This is a genomic window from Carboxylicivirga fragile, from assembly GCF_050589805.1.
Classification (GTDB): Bacteria; Bacteroidota; Bacteroidia; order Bacteroidales; family Marinilabiliaceae; genus Carboxylicivirga; species Carboxylicivirga fragile.
Genome location: NZ_JBNGOY010000007.1, coordinates 64134 through 90340, shown reverse-complemented (window position 1 = coordinate 90340; position 26207 = coordinate 64134). Strand labels below are relative to the sequence as shown.

The 26207-nt window shown below is 38.6% G+C and carries 16 protein-coding genes; 13 read left to right on the top strand and 3 right to left on the bottom strand.

The window, feature by feature from the left end:
- Positions 1 to 193 precede the first annotated feature (193 nt).
- The 13 genes from ACRD7B_RS04470 to uxuA all read left to right on the top strand — a co-directional run bounded on the left by ACRD7B_RS04470 (position 194) and on the right by uxuA (position 22396).
- Positions 194 to 3319 (top strand): SusC/RagA family TonB-linked outer membrane protein, encoded by a 3126-nt coding sequence (locus ACRD7B_RS04470; protein WP_430823274.1) that lies wholly within the window; start codon positions 194 to 196, stop codon positions 3317 to 3319.
- Positions 3320 to 3339: 20 nt separating this feature from the next.
- Positions 3340 to 5061 carry a RagB/SusD family nutrient uptake outer membrane protein gene (locus ACRD7B_RS04465; RefSeq protein ID WP_430823273.1) on the top strand — a complete coding sequence of 574 codons (1722 nt, stop codon included), beginning with the start codon at positions 3340 to 3342 and terminating at the stop codon, positions 5059 to 5061.
- 578 nt (positions 5062 to 5639) lie between these two features.
- Positions 5640 to 6536, top strand: coding sequence for an alpha/beta hydrolase (locus tag ACRD7B_RS04460; RefSeq protein WP_430823272.1), 897 nt, complete (start codon positions 5640 to 5642; stop codon positions 6534 to 6536).
- Positions 6537 to 6643: 107 nt separating this feature from the next.
- Positions 6644 to 7852, top strand: a complete 1209-nt coding sequence (locus ACRD7B_RS04455; protein ID WP_430823271.1) for a family 8 glycosyl hydrolase — start codon at positions 6644 to 6646, stop codon at positions 7850 to 7852.
- A gap of 176 nt (positions 7853 to 8028) precedes the next feature.
- Positions 8029 to 10566, top strand: coding sequence for a glycoside hydrolase family 9 protein (locus ACRD7B_RS04450; RefSeq protein ID WP_430823270.1), 2538 nt, complete (start codon positions 8029 to 8031; stop codon positions 10564 to 10566).
- Positions 10567 to 10607: 41 nt separating this feature from the next.
- The gene (locus ACRD7B_RS04445; protein WP_430823269.1) at positions 10608 to 11711 is read left to right on the top strand and encodes an alpha/beta hydrolase-fold protein; all 1104 of its coding nucleotides are present in this window, start codon (positions 10608 to 10610) and stop codon (positions 11709 to 11711) included.
- A 230-nt stretch (positions 11712 to 11941) separates the two neighbouring features.
- Positions 11942 to 13504 (top strand): carboxylesterase/lipase family protein, encoded by a 1563-nt coding sequence (locus tag ACRD7B_RS04440; RefSeq protein ID WP_430823268.1) that lies wholly within the window; start codon positions 11942 to 11944, stop codon positions 13502 to 13504.
- A 190-nt stretch (positions 13505 to 13694) separates the two neighbouring features.
- A complete protein-coding gene (locus ACRD7B_RS04435) occupies positions 13695 to 15071 on the top strand; it encodes a glycoside hydrolase family 43 protein (protein ID WP_430823267.1) in 1377 nt (458 codons plus the stop codon).
- Positions 15072 to 15216: 145 nt separating this feature from the next.
- Entirely contained in the window at positions 15217 to 16389 is a 1173-nt protein-coding gene (locus ACRD7B_RS04430; RefSeq protein ID WP_430823266.1) for an alpha/beta hydrolase-fold protein, read from the top strand.
- 290 nt (positions 16390 to 16679) lie between these two features.
- Positions 16680 to 18212, top strand: coding sequence for an alpha-N-arabinofuranosidase (locus ACRD7B_RS04425; protein ID WP_430823265.1), 1533 nt, complete (start codon positions 16680 to 16682; stop codon positions 18210 to 18212).
- Between the two features lie 687 nt (positions 18213 to 18899).
- Entirely contained in the window at positions 18900 to 20021 is a 1122-nt protein-coding gene (locus ACRD7B_RS04420) for an aldose epimerase family protein (RefSeq protein WP_430823264.1), read from the top strand.
- Between the two features lie 348 nt (positions 20022 to 20369).
- A complete protein-coding gene (locus ACRD7B_RS04415) occupies positions 20370 to 21176 on the top strand; it encodes an SDR family oxidoreductase (RefSeq protein WP_430823263.1) in 807 nt (268 codons plus the stop codon).
- A gap of 17 nt (positions 21177 to 21193) precedes the next feature.
- Positions 21194 to 22396, top strand: coding sequence for a mannonate dehydratase (uxuA, locus tag ACRD7B_RS04410; RefSeq protein WP_430823262.1), 1203 nt, complete (start codon positions 21194 to 21196; stop codon positions 22394 to 22396).
- Positions 22397 to 22687: 291 nt separating this feature from the next.
- On the opposite strand, the gene ACRD7B_RS04405 is transcribed toward uxuA, so the two are convergent.
- Genes ACRD7B_RS04405 through ACRD7B_RS04395 form a run of 3 tightly spaced genes read right to left on the bottom strand, consistent with a single transcriptional unit; the run spans position 22688 to position 26149 of the window.
- On the bottom strand, positions 22688 to 23686 hold the full coding sequence (locus ACRD7B_RS04405) for a family 43 glycosylhydrolase (protein WP_430823261.1): 999 nt from the start codon (positions 23684 to 23686) through the stop codon (positions 22688 to 22690).
- 1 nt (position 23687) lies between these two features.
- The gene (locus ACRD7B_RS04400; protein WP_430823260.1) at positions 23688 to 25031 is read right to left on the bottom strand and encodes an MFS transporter; all 1344 of its coding nucleotides are present in this window, start codon (positions 25029 to 25031) and stop codon (positions 23688 to 23690) included.
- A gap of 59 nt (positions 25032 to 25090) precedes the next feature.
- Positions 25091 to 26149, bottom strand: coding sequence for a glycoside hydrolase family 43 protein (locus ACRD7B_RS04395; protein WP_430823259.1), 1059 nt, complete (start codon positions 26147 to 26149; stop codon positions 25091 to 25093).
- Positions 26150 to 26207: the final 58 nt, after the last annotated feature.

Genomic DNA, 26207 nt, shown 5'->3' with positions numbered 1-26207 from the left:
CATCTGGCTTATACTTTTCTTTAAAGTGTATTTTCAAAAACATCTATCTGTTGTACACATTGCTCTTATATCTAAAATCTTAATAACTATATCCAATATTAAAACTGAGTAATAGGGGAAAAGTATACTTTAGAATTAACATTTTCTAATTAAAATTAACAAATAATTACTTAATGATTAAAACCAAAATTTTATGAAAAAAAGAAATCTCATTTTGCTTCTTTTTTTGTTTGTAGGCTTTGCTATGTTTGCCCAAAAAAAGGTGAGCGGTAAGGTTTACGACAATGAGAACGAGCCCATTCCCGGGGTAACAGTTCTTGAAAAAGGAACCAACAACGGTCTGATAACCGATTTGGATGGTAATTACTTAATAACAGTTACTGACGACAATGCCATATTGGTGTTCTCGTTTATAGGAATGAAGTCACAAGAAATTACAGTTGGCACACAAACTACTATAAATGTGAACATGGTACCTGACATCGCTGACTTGGACGAAGTGGTGGTGATTGGTTACGGTGTACAAAAGAAGAAACTGGTGACCGGTGCCAACCTCTCACTTGGATCAGATGATTTACAGCGACAGAATTCGACTCAGGCATTAGATGCTATTCAGACGATGTCTCCAGGGGTGAACATTACCCAGGCATCGGGCATGCCAGGTGAAGGTTTTAAAGTGAATATTCGTGGTTTGGGTACTATTGGTGATTCAAATCCGCTTTATGTGATTGATGGTGTTGCTGGTGGCGATATCAATACCCTCAACCCTTCGGATATCGAATCGATCGATGTGTTGAAGGATGCGGCTTCTGCTGCTATTTACGGATCCAGGGCTGCCAACGGTGTTATTTTGGTAACCACCAAGAGTGGTAAAAAAGGACGTACATTGGTGACATATGATGGGTTTTATGGCGTTCAGAATGTTTATAAAATGCCTGATTTGTTGAATGCTCAGCAGTTTATGGATATTTACAACGAGGAGCGTGTGGTTTCAGGAAAAGATCCCCTTGATTTCGCTTCCATCATTCCCGGTTTATACCAGGATGTTCAAAATGGATGGCAAGGAACCGACTATATGAAAGAAATCGAGAACAAGAATGCTCCCATTCAAAACCATTCTATTAACATTACCGGTGGATCTGAAAACTCAGTATTCGCAATGGGATTTTCTTATTCGTCAGAAGAAGGTACTTTGGGAAAACCCGTTCAGCCAACAAGCGACAGGTATACCTTGCGTTTGAACAGCGACCATGTTTTATATAAGAAAGGTGGATTGGACATCATTAAAATGGGTCAAACTTTAAACTACAGCTATCGCGAAAGAAGTGGTATTGCCATAGGAGGCATGTATTCCAACGACATCCGCAACATGATGACAGGAAACCCTTTGGTGCCTGCATACAATGCTGAAGGCGAGTATTGGGCACAAGCAGATAATGATGCTTCAGGCCTTTCTGCACTATCGTCGCGTGTATATAACCCAAAGGCTTTGATGGATTTAAATCGTGGACAAAATGAGACCATGAATTACAACCTAAATAGCAATGCCTATCTACAAATTCAACCAATTAAAGGGTTGATTTGGAAAACTAACTTTGGATACAGAATGCATGCCGATGCTTACCGAAGCTACCAACCTGAATATTTTTTGGCTGGGGATGCATTTATGACCCCCGGTCGGATTATACAAAATGCAGGCAGCGGATACCGTTGGACTCTTGAAAACACATTGAATTATAAGTTTAAAGTGAATCAACATAATTTTGATGTGTTGGTTGGACAATCTGCTGAAAAATGGGGATATGGCACCAATATGTCTGTCACCAATGCCAATCCAACTTTTATTGGTTATAAATACGCTTATCTTGACAATACCGATGGGTTAACATCAGGTATAACGAGTATTGAGGGGGCACCTAATGATCCTGGAGTTCTTGCTTCCTACTTTGGAAGGGTCAACTACAACTTTAACGAAAAGTATCTGCTTACTTTGGTGATGCGTGCTGACGGATCTTCTAATTTTCCAAGTGGCAATCGTTGGGGATATTTCCCATCAGTTTCGGGCGGTTGGGTTATAACCGAAGAAAGTTTTATGAAAGACAATGGAGTTGTTGATTTCTTGAAGTTAAGAGCCAGTTGGGGACAAAACGGTAATCAAAATGTTGATTCTTACCAGTACTTGAGCCTTATTGGTTTTGATGCTGAAAACAATTACAGATTCGGAAACGATCGATCTAAAATGCAACTGGGTGGTTATCCTTCTGTACTCCCAAATCCTGCTATCACTTGGGAAACTTCTGAGCAATTGGATATTGGTTTGGATGTCCATTTCCTAAGCTCAAGACTTCAGGGTTCGTTCGATTATTATGTCAAGACCACAAAGGATTGGTTGGTTCGTCCTAACATTTCAGATGTTATGGGTCCTGTTGCTGCTTTTGCCAATGCTGGCGATATCGAAAACAAAGGATTTGAATTGGCATTGCGCTGGAATGACAATGTGGGCGAATTCACTTATGGTGCCCAATTTAATATCTCTAAAAATACAAATACAGTTACTAAATTTGGTGACAATACTGGTTTTCTGGCAAGTGACCCAAATGTTATTTCACAAGGTACCGACCCGGTTTGGCGAGTTGAAAATGGTATGCCTGCAGGCTATTTCTACGGATACAAAACAGAAGGGATTTTCCAGAATGAACAACAAATTGCGGACTGGACTCATGGCTTTCTACAGTCAAACCCTCAGCCAGGGGATGTTATTTTCTCTGACGTCAATGGTGACGGTGAGGTGACTGCAGAAGATAAAACCATGATTGGTAATCCTCATCCGGATGTTAGAATTGGTTTTAGCCTTAACCTAGCATATAAAGGATTCGATTTCTCATTAAGTGGTAATGGTGCATTTGGTCATCAAATACTGAAGTCGTATCGTTCTTTTGGCGACAACGAGTTCCATAACTATACCACCGACATTTTGGGTCGTTGGACCGGTGAAGGAACTTCTAACAAGATTCCTCGCATGACTCCAGGTAATGGAACCAACCGGTTAAATATATCAGAGCTATACATTGAAGATGGTGACTTTGTTAAAATTCAGAATATAACCCTTGGTTATGACTTTAAAAAGCTGTTACCTAAATTGCCATTGTCGCAAGCTCGTATGTTCGTGGCAGGACGTAACTTATTTACTTTTACCGACTATTCTGGCTTAGATCCTGAGGTAGGTTATGGTGATGAACAAGGTTTTGTGCAAGGTATTGATCTAGGTTTTTATCCTGCTCCAAAAACTTATATGGTAGGATTTAATTTGAAATTCTAATAAACTTATTTTAGATGATTATGAAAAAAATAGCATATTTAATCATTGCTGCTACGATTTTGGGTAGCTGCTCAGAGGATTTTCTGAATGTGGAGCCACTTACTCAAAAAACTTCAGATAACTTTCCGCAGACTGCAGATGATGCCAAACAAATGATGGCAGGCATTTATACTACCATGAATAACGAACAGCGTAATGTAGATCAAAGTTACTTGTTTGTTTGTGAAGTGGCCAGTGACGAAAAGTTGGGCGGCGGTGGCGTTAACGACATTAAGGCTCAATCATACGAGGCCATGATGTATTCCGATCCTGAAATGTTGTCTCATACATGGGAAGTTACTTACGAAGGAATTCACCGCGCAAATTTTGCCCTTGAAAATATGGATCTTCTAAGTGACATTGTTGTGAGTCCCGAACTGAAAAATCAATACAAGGGAGAAGCCCTTTTCTTAAGAGCTTTCTTTTTCTACCGTTTGGCGACTCTATTTGGAAATGTGCCGCTAAAAATAACCACGGAAGAAGCTAATTTGCCCGCTGCGAGTACTGAAGAGATTTATGGGCAAATAACTTTAGACTTAAAAACAGCCATTGAAATATTGCCCCAAGTGCCTTATTCTTCAACAGAGGAAGGTCGTGTAACTGTTTGGGCAGCTCAAGCCTTAATGGCTCGTGTGTGGCTTTTTTATACTGGTTTTTACCAAGAGACTTCACTCCCTGGTGTTACCAAGGCTGAAGTTACGTCTTGGTTGGGAGAATGCATAAGTGCCAGCGGACATTATTTGGTTGACGATTATCACGAACTTTGGCCTTATACAAATTCTTTGACAATAAATGATTATCCTTACATGACTGATTATATGGAGCAAACAGGCAAAGAGCTTCTGTATGCTGCTGATAATGGTGCTGTAAACCCTGAGACAGTATTTGCGCTTAAGTTTTCGAACTTTGCCAATTGGGATATACGACGAGGTTATAGTAATACGTTTCAATTGTTCTTTGCATTGCGAGGATTACAATCGCTAGGTAATACATTTCCTTTTGCAGGAGGTTGGGGACAAGGTAACTCTATCCCTAAAGGTATTGTTGATCAGTGGATGATTGATGAGCCAGACGATATCCGTCTTTGGGCTTCTGTAATTGATATTGAATCTGAGCTTCCTAATTATGCAAAAGGTCAATGGGATTTTGTGATGGAAAGTAATTATTGGGGTAAGAAATATAACGGTGTCACCGCAAAAGCTCCTGACGGCTCAATTAAGAATGATTACAGCGTCATCATGTACGGTAATCAAGACAATAATCAGTTATCGCATGGTGATGATTTGGTTTTCATCCGTTTTGCCGATGTATTACTGATGATGTCTGAGTTAACCGAAGACGCGTCATACATGAATGAAGTACGTGGTCGTGTTGACCTTGATCCGGTAGCATATTCGTTGGAAAATATTCAAAAGGAGCGTCATCATGAGCTTGCTTTTGAAGGATTACGTTGGAACGATATGCGTCGTTGGGGTGCAGACTACACCAAAACTGCACTTGAGACTCAGATGGGAACACCAGTTTATAACTTTGGAAATCCTGATGTATTTAACGGGCTTAATAGCAAAGGTTATAGCGCTCGTTATGATGAAACCAAAGGTTTCTTCCCTATTCCACAGAGACAAATCGATCTTTCAAATGGGATGTTGGAACAAGTTCCCGGATTCGGTAATGATGCACTTTATCCTGGATTTAGTAATTAATCTACCCTAAAAGTATCCTGTTATTCAGGATAAAAACCGGAAGAAAACTTGATCCTTTCTTCCGGTTTTTCTTTTGTCCTGATTCTAATTCAGAATATCAGAGTTGCATTTTTTTTGTTCTACTAAGCTGGGTTCGATTTAAATATTAAAACTCAGAATGTAATAGAAAGATGATTTGCAATCTCAAATTTTGAAGCTTGCAGAATTATTAATGAAGATTCTCATTAGTAATTTGGCTTACATTCAATTAAATATGATCTAATTTAAATATTATTTCCACTAATCATATTTAGTTCGAAATCTAAAATCAAATATCTAAAATTAAAAAACTCAATGTGTCAAAATCTTTAAGTTTGCTTAATGCTAATAGCTTGAAGTGTACAATACCCAAGGACTGTTAGTTTTTTTAAAACTTTTCTGAAACATTTGTAAGCAATCACCAGAATAGCTCAATAGGGTTTTAACCATTATAAATCATGAGAAAAGAATTGGTCAGTTAGCGGAAGAAAGGATCATCTATTCATTCAAATATACTTTAATAAACAAATCGATAAGTAAGAAGAAAAACGCAAAAAACAATGAATATCTTAAAACGATTACTGTTTCTGCTAATGCTTACTATGGTTTTAAGCCAGACAAGTGGCCAGGAAATTATTGAACTATACGACAATGAAAAAGAAGATCTTGAGGTTGTCGAAAACCAGAGTTTGGATATTGAGTCATCGGATGGACTGATAAGAAAAGTCATATATCCGAGTATAGAAATGTATTTACCTGAAGGAAATAATACACTTTGGCCTGCTATTATTATTTGTCCAGGTGGAGGGTACAGTGTTATAGTTTATCAAGGAGAAGGAATTACTACTGCCAAAAAGCTAGCTGCAAACGGAGTTGTCGCATTTGTCCTTAAGTACCGATTGCCCGATCCCTCTTCAGATGATAGCACTATCATACCTCTCCAGGATGCGCAGAAAGCAATGAAAATAGTTAGGGAAAACGCTTCAAAATGGAATATAGACCCTGAGAAAATTGGGATTATGGGTTTTTCTGCCGGTGGACACCTGGCTTCCACATTGGCCACGCATTATGATCCAGTAATTGACAATGTGGAACAAACAAATCTTCGCCCCGACTTTCAAATATTAGTTTATCCTGTTATTAGTATGAGCGATAGTCTCACTCACATGGGATCCAGAACCCAGCTACTTGGAGAAAACCCAGGTTTTGATAAAATTATTCAATATTCATCGGAATTGCAGGTAACTAAAGATACTCCTCAAGCCTATATAACTCATGCTGCTGATGATGTGGTTGTTGATGTTGACAATAGCATATCCTATTTCGAACAATTGAGATACCATCAGGTACCCGTTGAAATGCATATCTATCCCAAAGGGAATCATGGCTTTGTTTTTCAGCACGATTCCTGGATTGATCCCCTGTTTCAATGGATGAAGGATTCAGAAATTCTCTAATTCATACTACTATTAAACCGTTTTTTATGGACCTAAAAAGCAAGTGTAAGACTATGAAGTTGCAATTCAAAAAAATAGTTCCCTTTTTAATATTTATCTTTTCTATAATGCATATTCCCCTTTCTGCACAGAACCACTCATCCGGAATTTACCGAAATCTATTTCTTGAAGCCGGTTACAGTCAGGAAGATATTAATAAGAAGGTAGAAAAAACATATTTCGATCTGTTTGAAGGACCTGATCGCATATATTTCGAAGTTGGTGATTCATTGGGCTATGTTTCTGATATAAAAAATAAGGATGTACGCACCGAAGGTGTTTCATATGGTATGATGGTTGCCGTTCAGTTGGATAAAAAAGATGTTTTTGATCGCATTTGGCGTTGGTCAAAAAAGTATCTACAACATCAGGATGGTCCGGGAAAAGGCTATTTTGCATGGAGCTTTGATCCTGAAAAAATGAAGATTAATTCTCCCGGAAGTGCTTCCGACGGAGAGTTATATTTTGTCACAACTCTGTTGCTTGCATCTAACCGTTGGGGTAATGACACCGGCATCGACTATTATGCAGAAGCCAGACACATACTCGATGCCATGTGGGAAAAAGACGGGGCTGAATATGTGCAACCTTTTATAAATCTTGAATACAAGCAAATTTCTTTTGTTCCGGGAGGACATGGATACAATTGGACCGACCCCTCTTACCATGTCCCTGCGTTTTATGAAATATGGGCTGACTATGCCAATGACGGTCACGAACAATTTTATCGTGATTGCGCCGATACTTCGAGGGTTTTTCTGCACCGTGCATGTCACCCTGTTACCGGTCTTAATTCTGACTATACTGAGTTCAGTGGTGAACCTCATCCTACTCCCTGGATGAAGCCCGGATTTCGGTATGATTCATGGAGAGTTCCAATGAATATAGCAATGGATTATTTATGGTACGGAAAAGACAAAGAATGGCAGGAAAGTTATGCCGAGCGTTTTCAGAACTTCCTGAGATCAAAAGGAATGGATTCCTTTAAAGATCAGTATGATTTAGATGGCTCAGAGCCTGAATGGATCCTTCCGGCAGGTGATTATGAGCCCACATTAAGACATTCGCTAGGACTAATATCTACAGCGGCAACTGCTTCATTAATCAATATCAACAGCAACCAAAACAGTATGGATTTTGTCCATAAAATCTGGAATGAGAAATTGGAACCGTATGATGATGGATATTTTGATCCTTATTATGATGGGCTACTATACTTGTTCAGTCTTATGCATCTGAGTGGAAAATATCAGATTATCCTTCCTGATCAGAATTAAAAGCCTATCAAAGGTGCGCAATATTCTAACCGAGAATTAATGATAGCTAAGTTTTATGAAATCGACTCCAATTATACCTGTTTTGCGTATCCAGGAGGCCAAGAATGGCCGAGCTGGTGCAATTACTTATCATTTCCTATTAATTATTTACCCTTCAAATAACTAAATCTATAATAATGGTTTTTAAAAAATTAACAAATCCGTATAGATCCCTGTTAGGCTTACTTTTCATAGTTAGTACCTCTTCTTTTGCACAAAAACTAACGCTCAACGAAAAAGAGTATTTCGAGACAAATGGTCTAAACGTCCTGGTTTTTAACAACCAATACAATGGTTTCTTTTTTGATGAAAAAACAGCTGGTATAGAGCTCATCCATCATGGAGTCAGAACTTCAACAGGAGGGGCGGTAAGGCTGCAAAATACTCCCGAACAATGGGATTTAATCCCAACCCTTATCGAAAAAAGTGTTGACAAAGCCAATAAAAGTATTGAGTTTACGCTCCGATATGAAGATTATGATTTTGATTCAAAGATCACAGTATCTCCTGAAGGAAATGGTTTTCAAATTGTGGTCTCACTAGACCAGACCGTTCCTGAATCATTGAAAGGCAAGGCTGGATTTAACCTGGAATTTCTACCTTCTGCTTACTTCGAAAAAAGCTACCTGGTTGATGGCAGACCATCCTGTTTTCCCCTTTACCCTTCAGGAAATACTACCATTCAATCATCAAAAAATAAAATACCTCAGTTTGGAGCTCACAATACCTTTGATGATCGCGGAATTGATGAATACATTATACCCAAACCACTTGCGCAAGGGAAGACCTTGGTATTGGCTCCGGAAGATCCTGAAAGATATGTGAAAATTGAATCGGAATCGGAAATAATGCTTTTCGACGGTCGCAATCTGGCACAAAATGGTTGGTTCATTACCCGAAGTATTTTACCCTCGAACCAAACCGGAGACGTTCTGAAATGGCATGTTGAACCCAATTCCATTGAAAACTGGGTGCGTAAACCCAATATTGGTTTCTCGCAAGTAGGCTATCATCCTGATCAAAAAAAAGTTGCCGTCATAGAACTCGACCAGAATGACAAGCCCCTGAGTGAAGCTTCTATTTATGAAGTAACTGCTTCAGGAAAGAAAGAAAAACAGTTGATTGTTAACACGCAAGAATGGGGAAATTATCTGCGCTACAAATATCTAAAGCTAGACTTCAGTTCTATCACAAAACCAGGAGTGTACTGTATTCAATATGGTGATCAAACCACCAATACCTTCTCGATTGACGCCAATGCTTTCGAAAATGTCTGGCATCCTACCTTAGACGTCTTCCTTCCTGTGCAGATGGATCATATGAAAGTAAATGAAGCCTATCGCACCTGGCATGGAGAGCCATTTAAGGATGACGCATTGCAGGCGCCTGTTAATATCGATTTTTTTGATGGTTACAGGATGGATTCGGTAACAGATACCAAGTACAAACCACTGGAGCGCATACCTGGATTGGCCATTGGTGGCTGGTTTGATGCCGGTGATTATGATATCCAAACAGGCACTCACTGCCGTACCATTCAAAGCTTGGTTGATTCATGGGAATACTTCAAAGTTAACAGAGACCAGACTTTTATTGATCAGGAAACCGGATACGTTGACATCCATCGCCCCGATGGGAAACCGGATATTCTTCAACAAATTGAACACGGTACATTAAATCTGGTAGCACAAATTGAGAATATTGGACATCCTATCCGCGGTATTATTGTTCCAAGGTTGCATCAATACCATCATTTGGGAGATGCTTCAACTGAAACGGATAATTTGCCATACAATCCCAATCTGAAACCATACGAAAGCGATGGAGTTAGCTCTGGTACCTTGGATGATCGATGGGCTTTCACCAATCGGAATTATAGTCTCGACTTTTCAACAGTTGCTGCCTTATCTGCTGCCAGTAGAGCATTAAAAGAGTACAACAGTGAACTGGCAGATAAATGCCTGAGCCTGGCAAAAACTCTTTATACCGAAGCCAGGGAGATTAAGAATACAGCCAAAACCGACAGATATTCTCGATGGGGACGTTTTAATGAAATACCGGCAACATTTCAGTTGTATATTTCTTCTGGAGAGCAGACTTATGCAGAACGCTATGAAGAATTAATATGGCCAGCTTTGGATGAATCATCCGAACGGACACTCTCTATGGCTCTTCGTGCACTTCCTCACATGGGCGAAGAGTTTAAGGAAAAACTTAAAAAATACGTAGTTAAGCACAAAACTGAAATAGAAGAATTAGAAGCTGAGAATCCTTACGAAGTGCCTATTTCAACCAGAGGATGGGCCGGGAATGCCGGTGTTATAGAGTGGGCAAGTACCAACTATATGGCTTATAAAGCATATCCGGAAATCATCGACAAGGAAGATGTGTACAAGGGGTTAAATTACTTGTTTGGATGTCACCCAGATTCTAACATCTCTTTTGTTTCGGCAGTGGGAACTCGTTCGAAGAAAGTTGCCTATGGAAGCAACAGGGCCGATTTTAGTTTTATCGCCGGAGGAATAGTTCCCGGTGTGCTGATATTGAATCCGGATTTTCCAGAGAACAAGGAGGATTGGCCTTTTTTCTGGGGAGAGAATGAGTACATTATTGATATTGGTGCATCCTATATATATCTTGCTAATGCAGTCAATGAACTTTTAATAAATGAATAGAGATCACTCTTATTTCATCAAAACTAAAAACCAAGTATAAAATGAATTACAAAATCAAATCGCTTTTAGCAATATTTCTGATTGTTGGTAGCTACTGTGTTGCCCAATCGAATGATAAAATAGTTGAAGATTTTGAATCGTCGTCGGTAAACCAACCAGGCAATGTATATCCTATGGTCAATTCCGAGGGACGTGTACGCACACAAGTTTTTGCTCCCGATGCCAAATATGTAAAACTCGACATTGGTGGTGTTAAATACGACATGGTTAAGGATTCAGAAGGAATGTGGACCGGGGAATCGGCTCCGCAGGATGTCGGTTTCCATTACTATCAACTGAATATTGATGGAGCATCGGTTCCCGATCCGGGAACATTGCTGTATTTTGGCGCTTGTCGCTGGGGTAGTGGTATCGAAATTCCTTCAGATGACCAGGATATTTTTGCTGTAAAAGATGTTCCTCATGGTCATGTTCATGAAATTCTTTTCCCATCAGAAAGTACTCAGACATGCCGTACGGCATTTGTTTACACACCACCCGGGTATGAAAATGAAACTTCAAAAAGTTATCCTGTTTTGTATCTTCAACACGGTTACTGCGAAAACGAAACATCCTGGCCCAAGCAGGGAAAAGCCAATTTAATCATAGACAATCTAATTGCCAAAGGAAAAGTCAATCCTTTCATCATAGTTATGACATATGGCATGACTAATGATATTGAATTCGGTAAATTGCGTGAATTCGATATCATTCCTTTTCAAACTGTTTTGGTTGATGAATTAGTTTCTTATGTTGATGAGAATTATCGAACGCTTTCCAATCAGGAAAACCGTGCCATGGCCGGACTTTCCATGGGATCGATGGAGACAAAAGCCATTACAACCAACAGGCCTGATGTGTTTTCGCACATTGGTCTTTTTAGCGGTGCTCTTTATGCTCCTGAGGAAGTTAAAAACCAAAGTAATGTGAAACTGATTTTTCAAAGTTGCGGAAGCAAGGAGCGTCCTGAAGCAGTACAAAAATCCACCGAAGAATTGAAAGAAGCTGGTATTAATGCCGTTTGGTATTTGTCCGAAGGTACAGCCCATGAATTTCACACATGGAGAAGAAGCTTATATGAATTTGCTCAATTACTGTTTAAGTAATCATCTATAGTGTCATTTTTGATCAACTTCATTGGTGCAATCCCGATGAAGTTGACTAAATTAATGAGTAAACTGGCATCGATTAGGCCAAAAGCTTTGTCGATCACCGGTATCATTTTAACGAACTGACTTTTCATTCTTTTGGGGATAATTCCCAAAAGACAACAATAGTTAAATTTAAGAAATTGATTGCTAATTTTAACAGTAGTCCATCATAAACCCACTTAACAATGAAAAATTTAAAAACCTTATTGCTTCTGCTTTTTGTTTTGGGGATGATCTCATGCCATAGTAAGCTTCAACCTGGCCAGCTAAAAGTTGAGGGCGGCATCATTCAGGGAACAGTTATGGAAAACCTTACTATTTATAAAGGTATCCCATTTGCCGCGGCTCCTGTAGGAGGTTTGCGCTGGAAAGCTCCACAACCTGTTAAAGCATGGGAAGGAGTTAAACAAACCACTGAGTATGCTCCAGCCCCAATGCAGGGAGGTAATCCTCCTTCAGGTAAAAGCGAAGATTGCTTGTATCTGAATGTCTGGACACCGGCAAAGTCAGCAGATGAAAAACTACCTGTAATGGTTTGGATTTACGGTGGGGGCTTTAGTTTTGGCTCTACATCAGAACCTGTATCTGATGGACAAGCCTTGGCTGACAAAGGAGTTGTTTTAGTAAGTATTGCTTATCGTGTGGGGCAACTTGGATTTCTGGCTCATCCTGAATTAAGTACCGAAAGTTCGGAAGGCGTATCAGGAAACTATGGTTTGCTGGATCAGATATCAGCATTGAAATGGATTCAAGAAAATATTGCTGCTTTTGGGGGTGATCCGGACAGGGTGACCATTTTCGGTGAATCAGCTGGGGGAATATCAGTAAGTATGTTGTGTGCATCGCCATTGGCGAAAGGGCTTTTTCATGGTGCTATATCTCAGAGTGGAGGATCATTTGGTCCATCACGTCCGACTACTTATCCAGGAGAAAATATGAAAACCTTAAAACAAGCTGAATCTGATGGCATTGAATATGTGAAACAACAAGGAGGTACATCAATTGCCGATTTACGCAAGATAGAAGCTGAAAAATTTATTCCAGCCGGGTGGACCATGCCTGGAGGATGGCCAATTGTAGATGGTGTTGTTATTCCAGATGATCAATACAAGTTATATGAAAAAGGCCAATACAATGATGTACCTGTCCTGATCGGTTATAATTCCGACGAAGGCGCCAGTTTTATGTGGGAGAAGAATCCTGAGAATGTTAGAAATAGTGTGAATCAACGTTTCGGTAAGTATGCTGATGCTTTGTTGGAAGCTTATCCGCTTGCCGAAAATAGTGTACCAAAAACAGCCCGTGACCTTATGCGCGATGCAGCCTTTGGCTGGCAAACTTGGATTTGGGCAAGGCTTCAATCTAAAACAGGCAAGTCAAATGTATACTATTACTATTTCGATCAACATCCTGAATTTCCAGAAGATTCACCAATGTATAGATATGGCTCACCGCATGGACAGGATGTGGCATTTGTTTTTCAACATTTAGATCTGAATAACTCTTCGGAATCGGATATTGATATCTCTGAGGCGATGGGTACTTATTGGACAAATTTTGCAAAATATGGTAATCCCAATGGAGAAGGTATTCCTGAGTGGCCAGCCTTTAGTGATGATAAGCCAGAAGTAATGTATTTGCAGCAAAAGCCTCATGTAGGTCCCGTACCAAGTGAAGAATCATTAAAAGTGCTTGATGAGTATTTTAAATGGAGAAGAACAGATGAAGGAGCTGAATGGGCTAAGTGATAAATAGTTGTTGCTTAGGTAGAGAAGCGTTGTAAACTATTGATAGATAAATGGAAACGATGAAATTAATAGTTTGAAAAACTTTTTAATTCATCTGCCCATGAGATAGAAAAACGACGTATTAGTTACCTGGTCTTCGATTTGTATTGGAAGATAGAATCCATAAAATAATATCAATCCATAAATTACAATGATGCATAGAAAAGTAATATTATCAATTATAACTGTGTTTTTATCGGGGATGTCGATTTATTCGCAAAACCCCATTGTTCAAACCTATTTTACTGCCGATCCGGCACCCATGGTTTATAATGATACAGTCTATGTTTATACCTCGCATGATGAGGATAGTACAATGGCTAATTTCTTTACCATGTACGATTGGCGTTGTTACTCAACAGCCGATATGGTTAACTGGACGGATCATGGCGCAGTTGCCTCATTAAAATCCTTTAAATGGCTTGAAAAGGATAATGGAGCATGGGCACCTCAATGTATTGAACGAAATGGCAAATTTTACCTGTACGTACCGATTCACGGAACCGGTGTTTGTGTTTTGGTTTCCAATTCGCCCTATGGGCCTTTTTCCGACCCTTTGGGTAAAAAACTGGTTGATAGTGATCATTTATGGCAAGATATTGACCCCACTGTTTTTGTCGATGACGATGGGCAGGCATATTTGTATTGGGGTAACCCTAGTGTATGGTATGTGAAATTGAACGAAGATATGATTTCGTACGACAAAAGCATTGGAGACAATGGGATTGTGTCTGTAGAAATGACAAAAGAATCTTTTGGTGAGATTGTTAGACCAGATGGCAAAATTAGCACCAAATATGTTGAAGGTCCCTGGTTTTATAAACGCAACAATCTATATTACCTGCTTTATGCTGTCAATGGAATCCCTGAAAGCATTGGGTATTCAACATCGCATTCGCCAACAGGGCCGTGGCATTACAGAGGTTTAATTATGGATAGACATCCTAAACTTGCGTTTACCAATCATTCAGGAGTTATTGATTTTAAAGGCAGCTCCTATTTCTTTTATCATAACGAAGCACTACCAAACGGTGGTGGTTTCAGGCGCTCTACCTGTGTGGAACAATTTGCATATAATGAAGACGGTTCTATTCCCTCAATAGTACCTACGGTTGAAGGTATTAAAACAGGTGTAGCTTACTTAAACCCATTTAAACGAAATGAGGCTGAAACAATAGCCTGGTCCGAAGGTGTAAAGACTAAAGTGGATTGTAAAAATGGGGTATATGTCTCACAAATCAATAATGGTGATTATATAAAAGTTAGAAGTGTAGATTTTGCCAAAGGTGCGATAAAAATGGAGGCAACAGCTGCTTCAATAACCGGGGGTAAAATTGAAATTAGGTTGGATGCTAAAGATGGTCAGTTAATGGGTGTTTGTGAAATTAAAAATACAGGCAGTGTAGATAGCTGGAAAACATTCACTACCAAGGTTGATAAAGTAGAAGGAATACACGATTTGTATTTCGTTTTTAAAGGCAAAGAGGGTGAACTTTTCAATTTCGATGCCTGGCAGTTTAGTGAATAATTAGGTAATTACGAAAGAAACGGGTAGTAAGCGGGATTTGGCCAGGCTCGCTTGCTAGTTTCATTTTTTCCGATAGGCATTTGGTCATTGGAGGAATTTTAAAAATGAAATATCTCAATGTTTAATCAATTAGCTTTTATAGTTTATGAAATATAGTTTTTGGAGTTTACTTACATTGGTATTTATTTCTTTTGAAGTATTGGTAGTACAGGCACAGGATTTTAGGGTTATTGAAGATTTTAAGCCGTCTTCTGTAAATCAACCCGGCAAGCAGTACCCGCAGGTTAATTCTGAAGGCCGTGTAAGGGTGCAGGTTTCAGCACCTGATGCAAAGATGGTTCAGCTTGATATTGGTGGTAAAAAGTATAATTTGGTAAAAGATAGAGAAGGCATTTGGACGGGAGAATCAGCTCCTCAAGACCAAGGCTTTCATTATTACCAGTTAAATATCGATGGAGCCTCGGTTCCGGATCCTAGCACAAAATACTATTATGGTGCCGGTCGTTGGGGAAGTGCTATTGAAATCCCGGCTGTAGACAGGGAATTTTATGCTTTAAAAGATGTGCCACATGGCTTGGTTAGTCAGGTTCAGTATTACTCTGAAATAACCGAGGCATGGCGAAGATGTTTTGTTTACACTCCTCCAGGTTATGAAAAGGATACGGAAAATTGTTATCCGGTATTGTATCTTCAGCACGGTAGTTTTGAAGATGAAACAGGCTGGTCGGCGCAAGGAAAAGCTAACCTAATACTGGATAACCTGATTGCCGGTCACAAAGTGAAGGAGATGATTATTGTAATGGATAACGGCTATGCTTTTAGACCTCAAGACTATGAAACTGCCGGTAAAAGGCCTCAAATGGTTTTTGAAGAAGTGCTTGTTAATGAGGTAATACCAATGATTGATGGCCGTTTTCGCACTATTGCTGATAGAAAAGCCCGTGCAATTGCCGGGTTGTCAATGGGAGCAAATCAAACTGTGCGGATTATTATGAATCATCTGGATAAGTTTGCGTATTACGGAGGGTTTAGCGGTACTGCAAACTATCCAAATTCCAACGAAATAGACCCGGAAAAATTTCTGGATGGTAAGTTTAATGATGCTGATGCATTAAATAAGCAATTAAAAGTGTTATGGCTGGGCATAGGTGCTACCGAGCCTGCACCTTTTCCGGCTTCTGTTGGGGCATTTTGTAAGATGTTAGACAAGCAAAAAATCAAATATATATACTACGAGTCTGAAGGAACAGCTCATGAATGGTTAACCTGGCGTAGGTGTTTATATCAATATGCTCAACATTTGTTTCTGGAGGATTAAACCTCTGCAGCAACTTTAAAAATAAACTGAGTAAATATTTTCCGGATGATAGTATTATCCCTATTGTTAGCTTTGAATAGAAAGAAAATGAAATTATAAAAATATTGGAGTGAAAGCTTTAAGCTTTATTCTGCGTGTGTTGATATTCAAGTAGAAACTTTGTTTTTATTGTTCCTGCTAATGATAAACAGTATAATAAAAGAATCCCGTTTTATGGGGTTTATTTAGCTTAAATATCTAACTTTTACATCTATGTATTCAATGTTTGATAAAATTAAATCATAACTAAAATGAAAACAACTGCTTTATTTATTTGCCTGATACTTACAGGGAATCTTCTCGCGCAAAACAAGTTGATTTTAAAAACAGATTCAACGGGCATTAAGATCAATAAAGAAATTTACGGACATTTTTCTGAACATCTGGGAACTTGTATTTATGAAGGAATTTATGTCGGTGAGAATTCCGACATACCAAATATCAATGGTTATAGAACCGATGTGGTAGAGGCTCTTAAAGCATTAAAGATTCCTGTTTTAAGATGGCCAGGCGGCTGTTTTGCAGACACCTATCATTGGAAAGATGGAATTGGCCCTAAGGAAGATCGTCCGTCAATTGTTAATGTTTTTTGGGGTGGTGTAACCGAAGATAACAGCTTTGGAACACATGAATTCCTTGATTTTTGTGAATTAATAGGTACTGAACCCTATTTAAGCATAAATGTTGGTTCAGGAACTGTTGAGGAAGCAATAGATTGGGTTGAATATGTTACTTCCTCTAATGAAAGTCCGATGACAGAATTACGTAAAAAGAACGGAAGAGAAGACCCATGGGATGTTAAGTTTTGGGGTATCGGCAATGAAAACTGGGGATGCGGAGGTGACTTGAGAGCCGAGTATTATGCTGATATGTTTAGAAACTTTTCATCTTATATCAGAGGAAATGGTTTTCAAAAAGTCATTTGCGGTCCAAGTGCAGACGATTTGGCATGGACAGAGAATATTCTTGAAGTAATAAAGGATAAACTTAATCTGGCACAAGGTCTGTCAATGCATTATTACACCTTACCAACATCAAATTGGGAAGGGTCAAAAGGTTCTTCCATTGATTTTGATGAAGATATGTGGTTTGCAACCATACGAAATACAATGTATGTGGAAGATTACATTAAGTCTCATTTGGCGATTATGGACAAGTATGACCCTGCTGGTGATATCAAACTAATTGTTGACGAGTGGGGAACATGGTACGATAAACTAGAAGGTACGAAAGAAGGTTTTTTACAACAGCAAAATACTTTACGCGATGCATTGGTAGCGGGTATCAATCTGAATATCTTTAATAATCATGCGGACAGAATCAGTATGGCCAATATTGCCCAGATCGTTAATGTATTGCAATCTGTAATCATGACAAGAGGTGCTCAAATGGTAAAAACACCAACTTATTATGTTTTTCAAATGTATAATGTTCATCAAGATGCTGAACTAATTCCAATTGAATTGAAGTCAGAGAATTATGATTACAATGGGGAGCATATCCCTGCAATCACAGCATCAGCTTCGCATAAAAATGGAATGACCAATATAACCATTACCAATTCAAATCCTAATCAAGCGTTACCAGTTGATTTGCTGCTTGGCAAGCCTTATAAAAACGTTAGAGGGAAGATAATAAATGCGAAAGCCATAACCGATTATAATGATTTCGGTAAAGATGAAAAAGTTGTAATGACAGATTATTCAATAGGCAAAGTAAAAAATGGAGAATTGCATGTTACTATGCCTGCACATTCTGTAGTGTTAATTCAATTAGAAGATTAATTGTAATTCATGTTGTTTATATAATTGATTAGTGAGCAAATAGTATGTATGTTAATTCTTAAGTTACTGAGGAATCTTCTTGGCTAATTCAGTTATATTTGATGGCCATTTAGTTCTTTGGTAATTGAAGTACGACTTATTTAATTGCAAATAATATAGGCTGATAAATTTATTTATGTCATATGAATAAGCTTTAAAAGGCTCCATGCAAGACTCTCTCAAATAAAACGGCATTTTTTATAGTATCTCAGTCAATCAAGTTTTGGAATTCAATCCAAGAGGTAATCACAATTAAAACTATGAATATCTTTTATTTTGAGATATCCTTATTATGGTACACCGAATAGTTATATTGTCATTAACTCTTTATCAGTAAACTCTGGTTTGTTATTATTAATGAACTGTGCATAGTAATATTTTGATTAATACAAGTAATTAAAGACTAAGATGTCTATTCTAGTGTGATTTTTATTCTTGAGAATCATCCCTAAAAGTAGCTTCGGAAATAATTATAAGCGAAGATAAATAAGATGATATATAAGCTAAATGTGTTAGTTGTTATAGTTTTAAGTCTCGTTTTATAATTTGTATTTAATTCTTGATTGCCATGTTAACAGAGTCATGGAATAAGTGATTATGAATGATGTTTACTTCAATATGGTATTTAAGTATAAATTAATAGATAGAATGAAATATTCAATTTTTTTAGTTGTTGCCATGATTTTGCAGTCATGTAGCCAATCAACAAGCAAAGTGCAACTAATTGATGAAACAGCCTTTTCGACTTCCATAGTTGGTAAGGAAGTTAAACTGTATACTCTTAAGAACAAAAACGGCATGATAACTCAAATTACCAATTTGGGAGGTCGTATTGTAAACCTATGGGTGCCTGATAAAAATGGCAATTTTGCTGACGTAAGCGTAGGCTTCAATACGGCTGATGAATACCTCAATAACCCGGAAACCTTTTATGGTGCCTTGATTGGCAGGTATGGCAATCGCATTGCCAATGGTCGGTTTGTTATTGAGAAAGATACGTTTCAGTTGAGTGTTAACGATGGTGAGAACTCATTGCATGGCGGTCCAACCGGTTTTTTCGACCAGGTGTGGGAGGCCGTTCAAGTTGGCGATAATAAACTGGAGTTAAACTATACCTCTGTTGATGGCGAAGAAGGTTATCCTGGTAATCTGGATGTTAAAGTCCTGTATGAACTAACAGAGAATAATGAGCTTAAAATTGAATATTTTGCTTCAACAGATAAGCCCACCCATGTTAACTTAACCAATCATACCTATTTCAATCTGGCGGGCGAAGCCTCAGGCACGATTAATAATCATTTGCTAATGATAAATGCTGATGCTTACACGCCTGTTGATGGAGGTTTGATTCCCACAGGTGAAATGGCATCGGTTGAAGGCACACCATTTGATTTTAGAGAAGCTACAACAATCGGGGCCCGTGTGAATGAAGATAACGAACAGCTGAAAAGAGGCGGAGGCTATGATCATAACTGGGTGCTTAATGCTTCAGCCGAAAAGTCATCCTTGGCAGCTACCTTAAAAGACCCTGTTTCAGGACGGGTGATGGATGTTTATACCAATGAACCCGGTATTCAGTTTTATGGTGGTAATTTTATGGACGGCAAGTATAAGGGGAAATACGGTAAAACCTTAAAGTACCGTGAGGCTCTGTGTTTGGAAACACAACATTTTCCGGATTCACCTAATAAGCCGCAATTTCCTAATACTCTTTTAAATCCTGGGGATGCGTATTATTCTTTATGTATTTATAAATTTAGAGCGGAATAAATGTATATTAAAAAAGAAGATTGGATAAGGGAGTTCATTAAAAGAGTCTTTTAATTAATGAAGGGGTAAAAAGAATTTTTTATTTTCTTTTTACTTCTTTTTTTATTACAACTTAAGATCATAAACGGTATTGGTTTTAATACGTGTAACAAAAATAATTTCTGTTGCAATTCGCTTAAACATCAGGGTATAGTCAAAATCCCCCACCCCCTATCTTCTGCAATAATTGTGTTTTTTCGTCAAAACAAAAATACTGGATTTTTTGGGCTATTTTCAAAGTCTCAACTCTCGGATGAGAGTAATTTAATCTATAACAATCTGAGATAAAATATAATATAAATAATTATCATGTTTGAAATTAAAGATAAAGTAGCCGTAGTAACAGGTGGCGGAGGTGTTTTAGGAGGCAGTATTGCCAATAGTCTGATTGAAGCGGGCGTAAAGGTAGCTATCCTCGACATTCGTGAAGAAAACGTAAATAATCGCGTTAAAGAGTTAACCGCTAAAGGCGGTGATGCCATTGGTATTGTGTCAAGTGTGTTAGATACTGAGGATTTAAAAAAGACAAGCCAGAAAATCATTGATAAATGGGGACGCGTTGACATCCTTGTAAATGCAGCAGGTGGCAACTTGCCTGGTGCAACGCTTACTGAAGAGCAAACGGTATTTGATATGAAAATCGAAGATTTTAATAAAGTCAACGATTTGAATATGAACGGTACCGTATACCCATCGTTGGTATTTGGTGAAATAATGGCCAAACAAGGCGAAGGAAGTATTATTACCATTTCATCAATGGCAACCTATTCTGCTATCACCCGTGTTCTAGGCTATTCAACCGCTAAAACAGCCATCAATATCTTTACCCAATGGATGGCCATGGAAATGGCTACCAAATTTGGTGAAAAAGTCCGCGTAAACGCCATTGCTCCGGGTTTCTTTATCGGTGACCAAAACCGAAAAGTATTAATCAATGAAGATGGTTCCTACACAGAACGTAGTAAAAAAGTATTGGCAAGGACTCCAATGAAACGATTTGGTGATATTAAGGAATTAAACGGTGCAGTTCAATTTCTTTGCTCAGATGCTGCTTCTTTTATCACAGGTGTTATTTTACCAGTTGATGGTGGTTTTAGCTCATTTAGCGGCGTATAATAGCTTAATTAAACAATATGGCATTAGAAAAAACATGGCGCTGGTTTGGCGAGAAAGATAACATTACTCTTGATATGCTCAGACAAATGGGTGTTGAAGGAGTGATAACGGCCTTGCACCACATACCCAATGGTGAAGTGTGGTCGGTGGAAGAGATTATGAAAGTAAAGAATGCCATAGAGGAACATGGCATGCGATGGAGTGTGGTAGAAAGCCTACCGGTTAGTGAAGGCATTAAAATTTGTGCCGATGATCGTGAACGCTTAATTAAGAACTACCAACAATCGGTACGTAACCTTGGGGCATGTGGTGTTGACACCATTTGTTACAACTTTATGCCTGTGCTCGACTGGGCCCGAACAGATCTGCACTATAAGCTGGAAAATGGTGGTGAATCGATGTATTTCGATTTTCCAACCTTTGTTGCATTTGATGTGTACATTTTAAAACGACCAAATGCAGTAGAAGACTATCCGGCTGAAATTGTTGAAAAAGCGAAAGTTGTTTTTAACTCAATGAGCGAGGAAGAAGCTGAAAAACTGGCTCACAATATTATTGTGGTAACACAAGGCTTTATTGATGGTGTTATAAACGGTAGCATTCCTGATTATAAAGCTCTGTTCCTTGAGTTTATTGACCGTTATAACGGTTACGACAAGGCAAAAATACGCGAAAACCTGAAAGCATTCCTCGATGATGTTATTCCTGTTGCTGAAGAAGCTGGTGTTCGATTAGCCATTCATCCGGATGACCCTCCATTTCCAGTATTGGGATTACCACGTATTATTGGGCAGCTGGAGGATTATGAATGGTTGTTAAAAGCCAATTCATCTCCAAATAACGGGATTACGTTCTGTGCTGGTTCTTTATCGGCCCGAAAGGAAAATGATTTATTGGATATTATTAATAAAACAGCCGAACGAATACACTTTGTACACCTACGTAACACACACCTTCTTGAGGATGGCAGCTTCTATGAATCGGGGCATTTATTCGGAAGTCAGAATATGGTTAAATTGGTAAAAGCTCTTCTTAAAGAGCAGAAAAGAAGACAAACGGAAGGCCGCAAAGATTTTAATATGCCTGTACGCCCCGATCATGGCATAAAAATGCTGAGTGACTACAATAATAATTACAATCCTGGCTATCCATTAATAGGTCGACTTAAAGGGCTGGCAGAATTAGATGGTCTCATGCATGGATTAGAAAACAATATTTAAAAATTACACTATCTTTTCATTCAAAATAGATAAAAAGAAAAGACACAGCAGCAATTACTGTTCAGGTAATAGTATGAACTGCGCCCATTATTGGAGTTAAAATTGCAGCTCCAATAACTGATGTCGCAATAATTCTGGAAGCCACTTTTGTATGCGGTCCTAATTATTCAAGAGCTAAACTGTAAATTACAGGCCACATCATTGAATGGAAAAGTACAGTTACTAAGAATAACCAAAATCAGCGATTAATATATTGCTATCAGTATGGTTCATACTTAATTATGTGATTGATTATAATGTAAAGATGGGTTTGCCATTTGTATCAAATTTTACTTGCAAAACTCTGGCATGACGATTAGGATCATATAGCGGATCTGCTATAATTTCATTCAGTGGTCTGGTATCGTTTTGTGGAACAACGGTGGGGTCACCAACCGCTTTTTCATAGTCTCTGGCATGATAGATGCACAATGGTGTTTTGTCATCTTCGGCGACAGTAAAGCAGTTGTGGCCCGGGCCATAAATGTGTTTTTCATAACTGGTTCCCAAAACAGGATATCTTGATTTTTTCCATGAATTCCGATCTAATAAATCAGAATTTTCATTTGCTTCCATCAGACCAATGCAATAACAAGCTCCAGTGGCACTTGCCGAAAATGTAATAAATATTTTACCCTTGTTTTTGATAACTGCCGGTCCTTCGTTGACCCAGAAATCAACTCGTTCCCAATCGTAATCAGGAGTTGTCAGCATGAACTGCACGGTTTTTAGCTTAATGGGCGATTCCATCTCAGCTAAGTATAAATTAGAAGCAGCAAACTGGCCACCTGTTTTCTCAGCCCAGCAAAAGTATCGCTTACCCTTGTTTTCGAAGATGGTAGCATCCAACGAGAAATCGATGAATGATTTCTCATCGCCATCAGCAGCCTGCATCATACCTAATTCAATCCATTCGTCATTGAGTGGATCCTGACCTTTGCATTCCAAAACATATGGTCGTAATGCCCAAATATCTTCTTCCTCGCTGGCAGCAAAGTACACATACCATTTACCATCCAGATAATGAATTTCCGGAGCCCAGATATGACGACTCATGGGGCCTGTTTCGTGCTTAAACCACACATCAAATGTTTCAGCATTCTTCAACTCATCTAACATCTTTGCTTTTCGAAGCTCTATGCGATCATATGTTGGAACTGAACCAGTAAAATAATAATAACCATCAGTATGCTTGTACACAAATGGATCAGCTCTCTGCTCAACCAACGGTTTATTTGTTTCTGTTGCCATCTTAAATATGAATTTTTGCTTTTATAGTTTCGTAATACTTATCGGTAATTTTATAGCGATAAATCAGCATGCCATTAATAATATGGAAGGTTCCAGGGATCAAGGTCAGCATTAATGCCAATCCAAGTAGGGTCGTTTCTGACTGTATGGTGTCTGGTATATAACCAAAAGCATCAAGTAATAATCCAACCACTGCTCCAGCAATACCCATTCCTGCTTTTTGAGCGAATGAAATACCGCCAAATGCCAGTCCTGAAACGCGAACCCCTGTTTGTGCCTGTCCGTGATCGACAGCTTCGGCAATGGCCGTCCAGAATACCGGTGCATGTAAATCAACAATAAATGAAAGGATAAAGTACATTACATAAGCAATCAACATGCTTTCGGGTTGAGGCTTCACAATTAAAAACATCAATACGCTTATCACCCCAACTATGAATTGCGATATCCAAAAGAGTTTTACTTTGCAAAACCGTTTTGTAATAAGTGTAGAAGCTGGCATGGCCAATATGGCTGCAGCTACACCTGTGCCCATAAAAGTAGACTGAACTACTTCATCACCACCCAGGTAATATTTGGCATAGAAAATGGCAACTGACGCCCGAATAACATAACCTACCGTACCTGACAAACAAGAGCCTAATAGCAACACCCATTGACTGTTATTAAATAAGTATTTTACTTGCTCGAGATAAGGTGTTTTTTCAACCACATGCTCCACCCGCTCATTAGTAGTGAAAAAGCTAAATAAGAACAAAAGGGTACCGCTTAAAGCCATAATACCCATTGCTATTTGATAGCCCCGAGCCATATCCCCTGCTCCAAATTGCTTGGCCATTATTGGAACTAATATTGATACTCCGAAAGCAGCTACTTTTGCAAAGAAAAGACGATATCCGCTGGCTGATAAACGCTCTTTAGGATCGTTAGTTAAAACACCAATAAACGAAATGTAAGGAATGGTAACAGAAGTAAACATTAAAGTCACAAAAATATAGGTAAGATAGGCGTAAATGAGTTTACCGGCGTAGTCAAATTCTGGTGTTGTAAACGTGAGAAAAACGGAAATGCCAAATGGAATCGATAAATACAAAAAATAGGGGCGGAAGCGACCGAATTTCTTAGATTTATATTTGTCTGTAATAATGCCCATTAGTGGGTCGCTAACTGCATCTATTAGTCTTACCAGTAAAAACATAAGGGCAACATCTTTAGGCTTGAGCCCAAAGATATCAGTGTAGAAATAGGTTATTATAAGAAACATAGATGAGATGACTACATTGACTGCCGCATCTCCAGACCCGTAACCAATTTTTTCGAGTATACTTAGTTTTTGTTGTTTCATATTTCTTTATTGAGCAATATGTTAAGTTGTTTTAACAGCTTGCAAATTATACACTAATATTAATTTACCGGTTCAACTCCCTCGGTGGTCATTACCACTCTTTTTAAAGTGCCGTCAGTATTATAATACAAATAATCAATGCAAACTGATCTTCTAAAACTAGCCCCGTCAAATGGCAGACCACCATTGTGGTAGATAAAGTAATCTTTCCCTTTAAACTCCAGAATAGCCTGATGATTGGTATTGCTGTTTCCGGCCAGTTCATTTAGAATATTTTTAAATACCCATGGGCCTTTAATGCTTTTGCTCATCGCATAAGCAGTTTTTTCAGGAAAGCCGTAGGCGTAACTCAAGTAATACCAATCGCCTTTTTTGTGTACCCAGGGCGCTTCGGTGAATTTAGGAAGCTCAATTTTATGAATTGAGCCTTCAAGTTCTGTCATATTGTTTTTTAACCTGGCATAGTAGCAGTTGGTGTTTCCCCAAAAGATATAGGATTGCCCATCGTCATCAGTAAAAATAGCAGGATCAATATCATCCCAATCCATATCTCTCATTTGGCCATTTCCGGCATTAATCTGGAATGGAGCTTCCGTCATGTTATTGGTGATTAAAGCCTTGCCTAAAGCATCTTTCCATGGTCCAAGCGGATGATCGGCCACAGCAACACCAATGGCTTTACCATGAATGGTGGCATGAGTAAGCGTTACGAACCAATAAAATTTGTTGTTCTTTTCAATCACATGAGCGGCCCATGCATCGCCTTTTGCCCATTTAAATGTACCTACCGGAAGTGCACTTCTTTCGATCCAGTTCACCATGTCGGTTGATGAGTAGATTAACCACTCATTCATCAGGTAGTAATGTTGGCCTGCAGGGCATTCGTCGTGTCCGGCATAAAGATATACCGTGTCGTTGTAGGCAATTGCTGCCGGATCTGCAGTGTATTTTTCTGTAATTATTGGGTTACCTACTTTAGTATTTAAAGTTGTGCTTAAAGATTTTTTTGTATCGTGCTTTGCGTTTTTATGATCGCATGCAAAAATACTCAGACAAATGATGGCCGATATAATGATACGAGAAACCTTGTTCGTTTCTTTTTTTAATTTACTTACCATGGTGCTATTGTTAGTATTTTATAATCCTTTTTAAGGTTGGCAATATGGCCGAATTAGT

Bases quoted from the DNA above. Each gene is read 5' to 3' on its own strand.
- ACRD7B_RS04445 (WP_430823269.1), top strand. From the start codon at position 10,608: ATGAATTACAAAATCAAATCGCTTTTAGCAATATTTCTGATTGTTGGT.
- ACRD7B_RS04440 (WP_430823268.1), top strand. From the start codon at position 11,942: ATGAAAAATTTAAAAACCTTATTGCTTCTGCTTTTTGTTTTGGGGATG.
- ACRD7B_RS04430 (WP_430823266.1), top strand. From the start codon at position 15,217: ATGAAATATAGTTTTTGGAGTTTACTTACATTGGTATTTATTTCTTTT.
- ACRD7B_RS04465 (WP_430823273.1), top strand. From the start codon at position 3,340: ATGAAAAAAATAGCATATTTAATCATTGCTGCTACGATTTTGGGTAGC.
- ACRD7B_RS04460 (WP_430823272.1), top strand. From the start codon at position 5,640: ATGAATATCTTAAAACGATTACTGTTTCTGCTAATGCTTACTATGGTT.
- uxuA (WP_430823262.1), top strand. From the start codon at position 21,194: ATGGCATTAGAAAAAACATGGCGCTGGTTTGGCGAGAAAGATAACATT.
- ACRD7B_RS04420 (WP_430823264.1), top strand. From the start codon at position 18,900: ATGAAATATTCAATTTTTTTAGTTGTTGCCATGATTTTGCAGTCATGT.
- ACRD7B_RS04405 (WP_430823261.1), bottom strand. From the start codon at position 23,686: ATGGCAACAGAAACAAATAAACCGTTGGTTGAGCAGAGAGCTGATCCA.
- ACRD7B_RS04455 (WP_430823271.1), top strand. From the start codon at position 6,644: ATGCATATTCCCCTTTCTGCACAGAACCACTCATCCGGAATTTACCGA.
- ACRD7B_RS04400 (WP_430823260.1), bottom strand. From the start codon at position 25,031: ATGAAACAACAAAAACTAAGTATACTCGAAAAAATTGGTTACGGGTCT.
- ACRD7B_RS04425 (WP_430823265.1), top strand. From the start codon at position 16,680: ATGAAAACAACTGCTTTATTTATTTGCCTGATACTTACAGGGAATCTT.
- ACRD7B_RS04435 (WP_430823267.1), top strand. From the start codon at position 13,695: ATGATGCATAGAAAAGTAATATTATCAATTATAACTGTGTTTTTATCG.
- ACRD7B_RS04470 (WP_430823274.1), top strand. From the start codon at position 194: ATGAAAAAAAGAAATCTCATTTTGCTTCTTTTTTTGTTTGTAGGCTTT.
- ACRD7B_RS04450 (WP_430823270.1), top strand. From the start codon at position 8,029: ATGGTTTTTAAAAAATTAACAAATCCGTATAGATCCCTGTTAGGCTTA.
- ACRD7B_RS04415 (WP_430823263.1), top strand. From the start codon at position 20,370: ATGTTTGAAATTAAAGATAAAGTAGCCGTAGTAACAGGTGGCGGAGGT.
- ACRD7B_RS04395 (WP_430823259.1), bottom strand. From the start codon at position 26,149: ATGGTAAGTAAATTAAAAAAAGAAACGAACAAGGTTTCTCGTATCATT.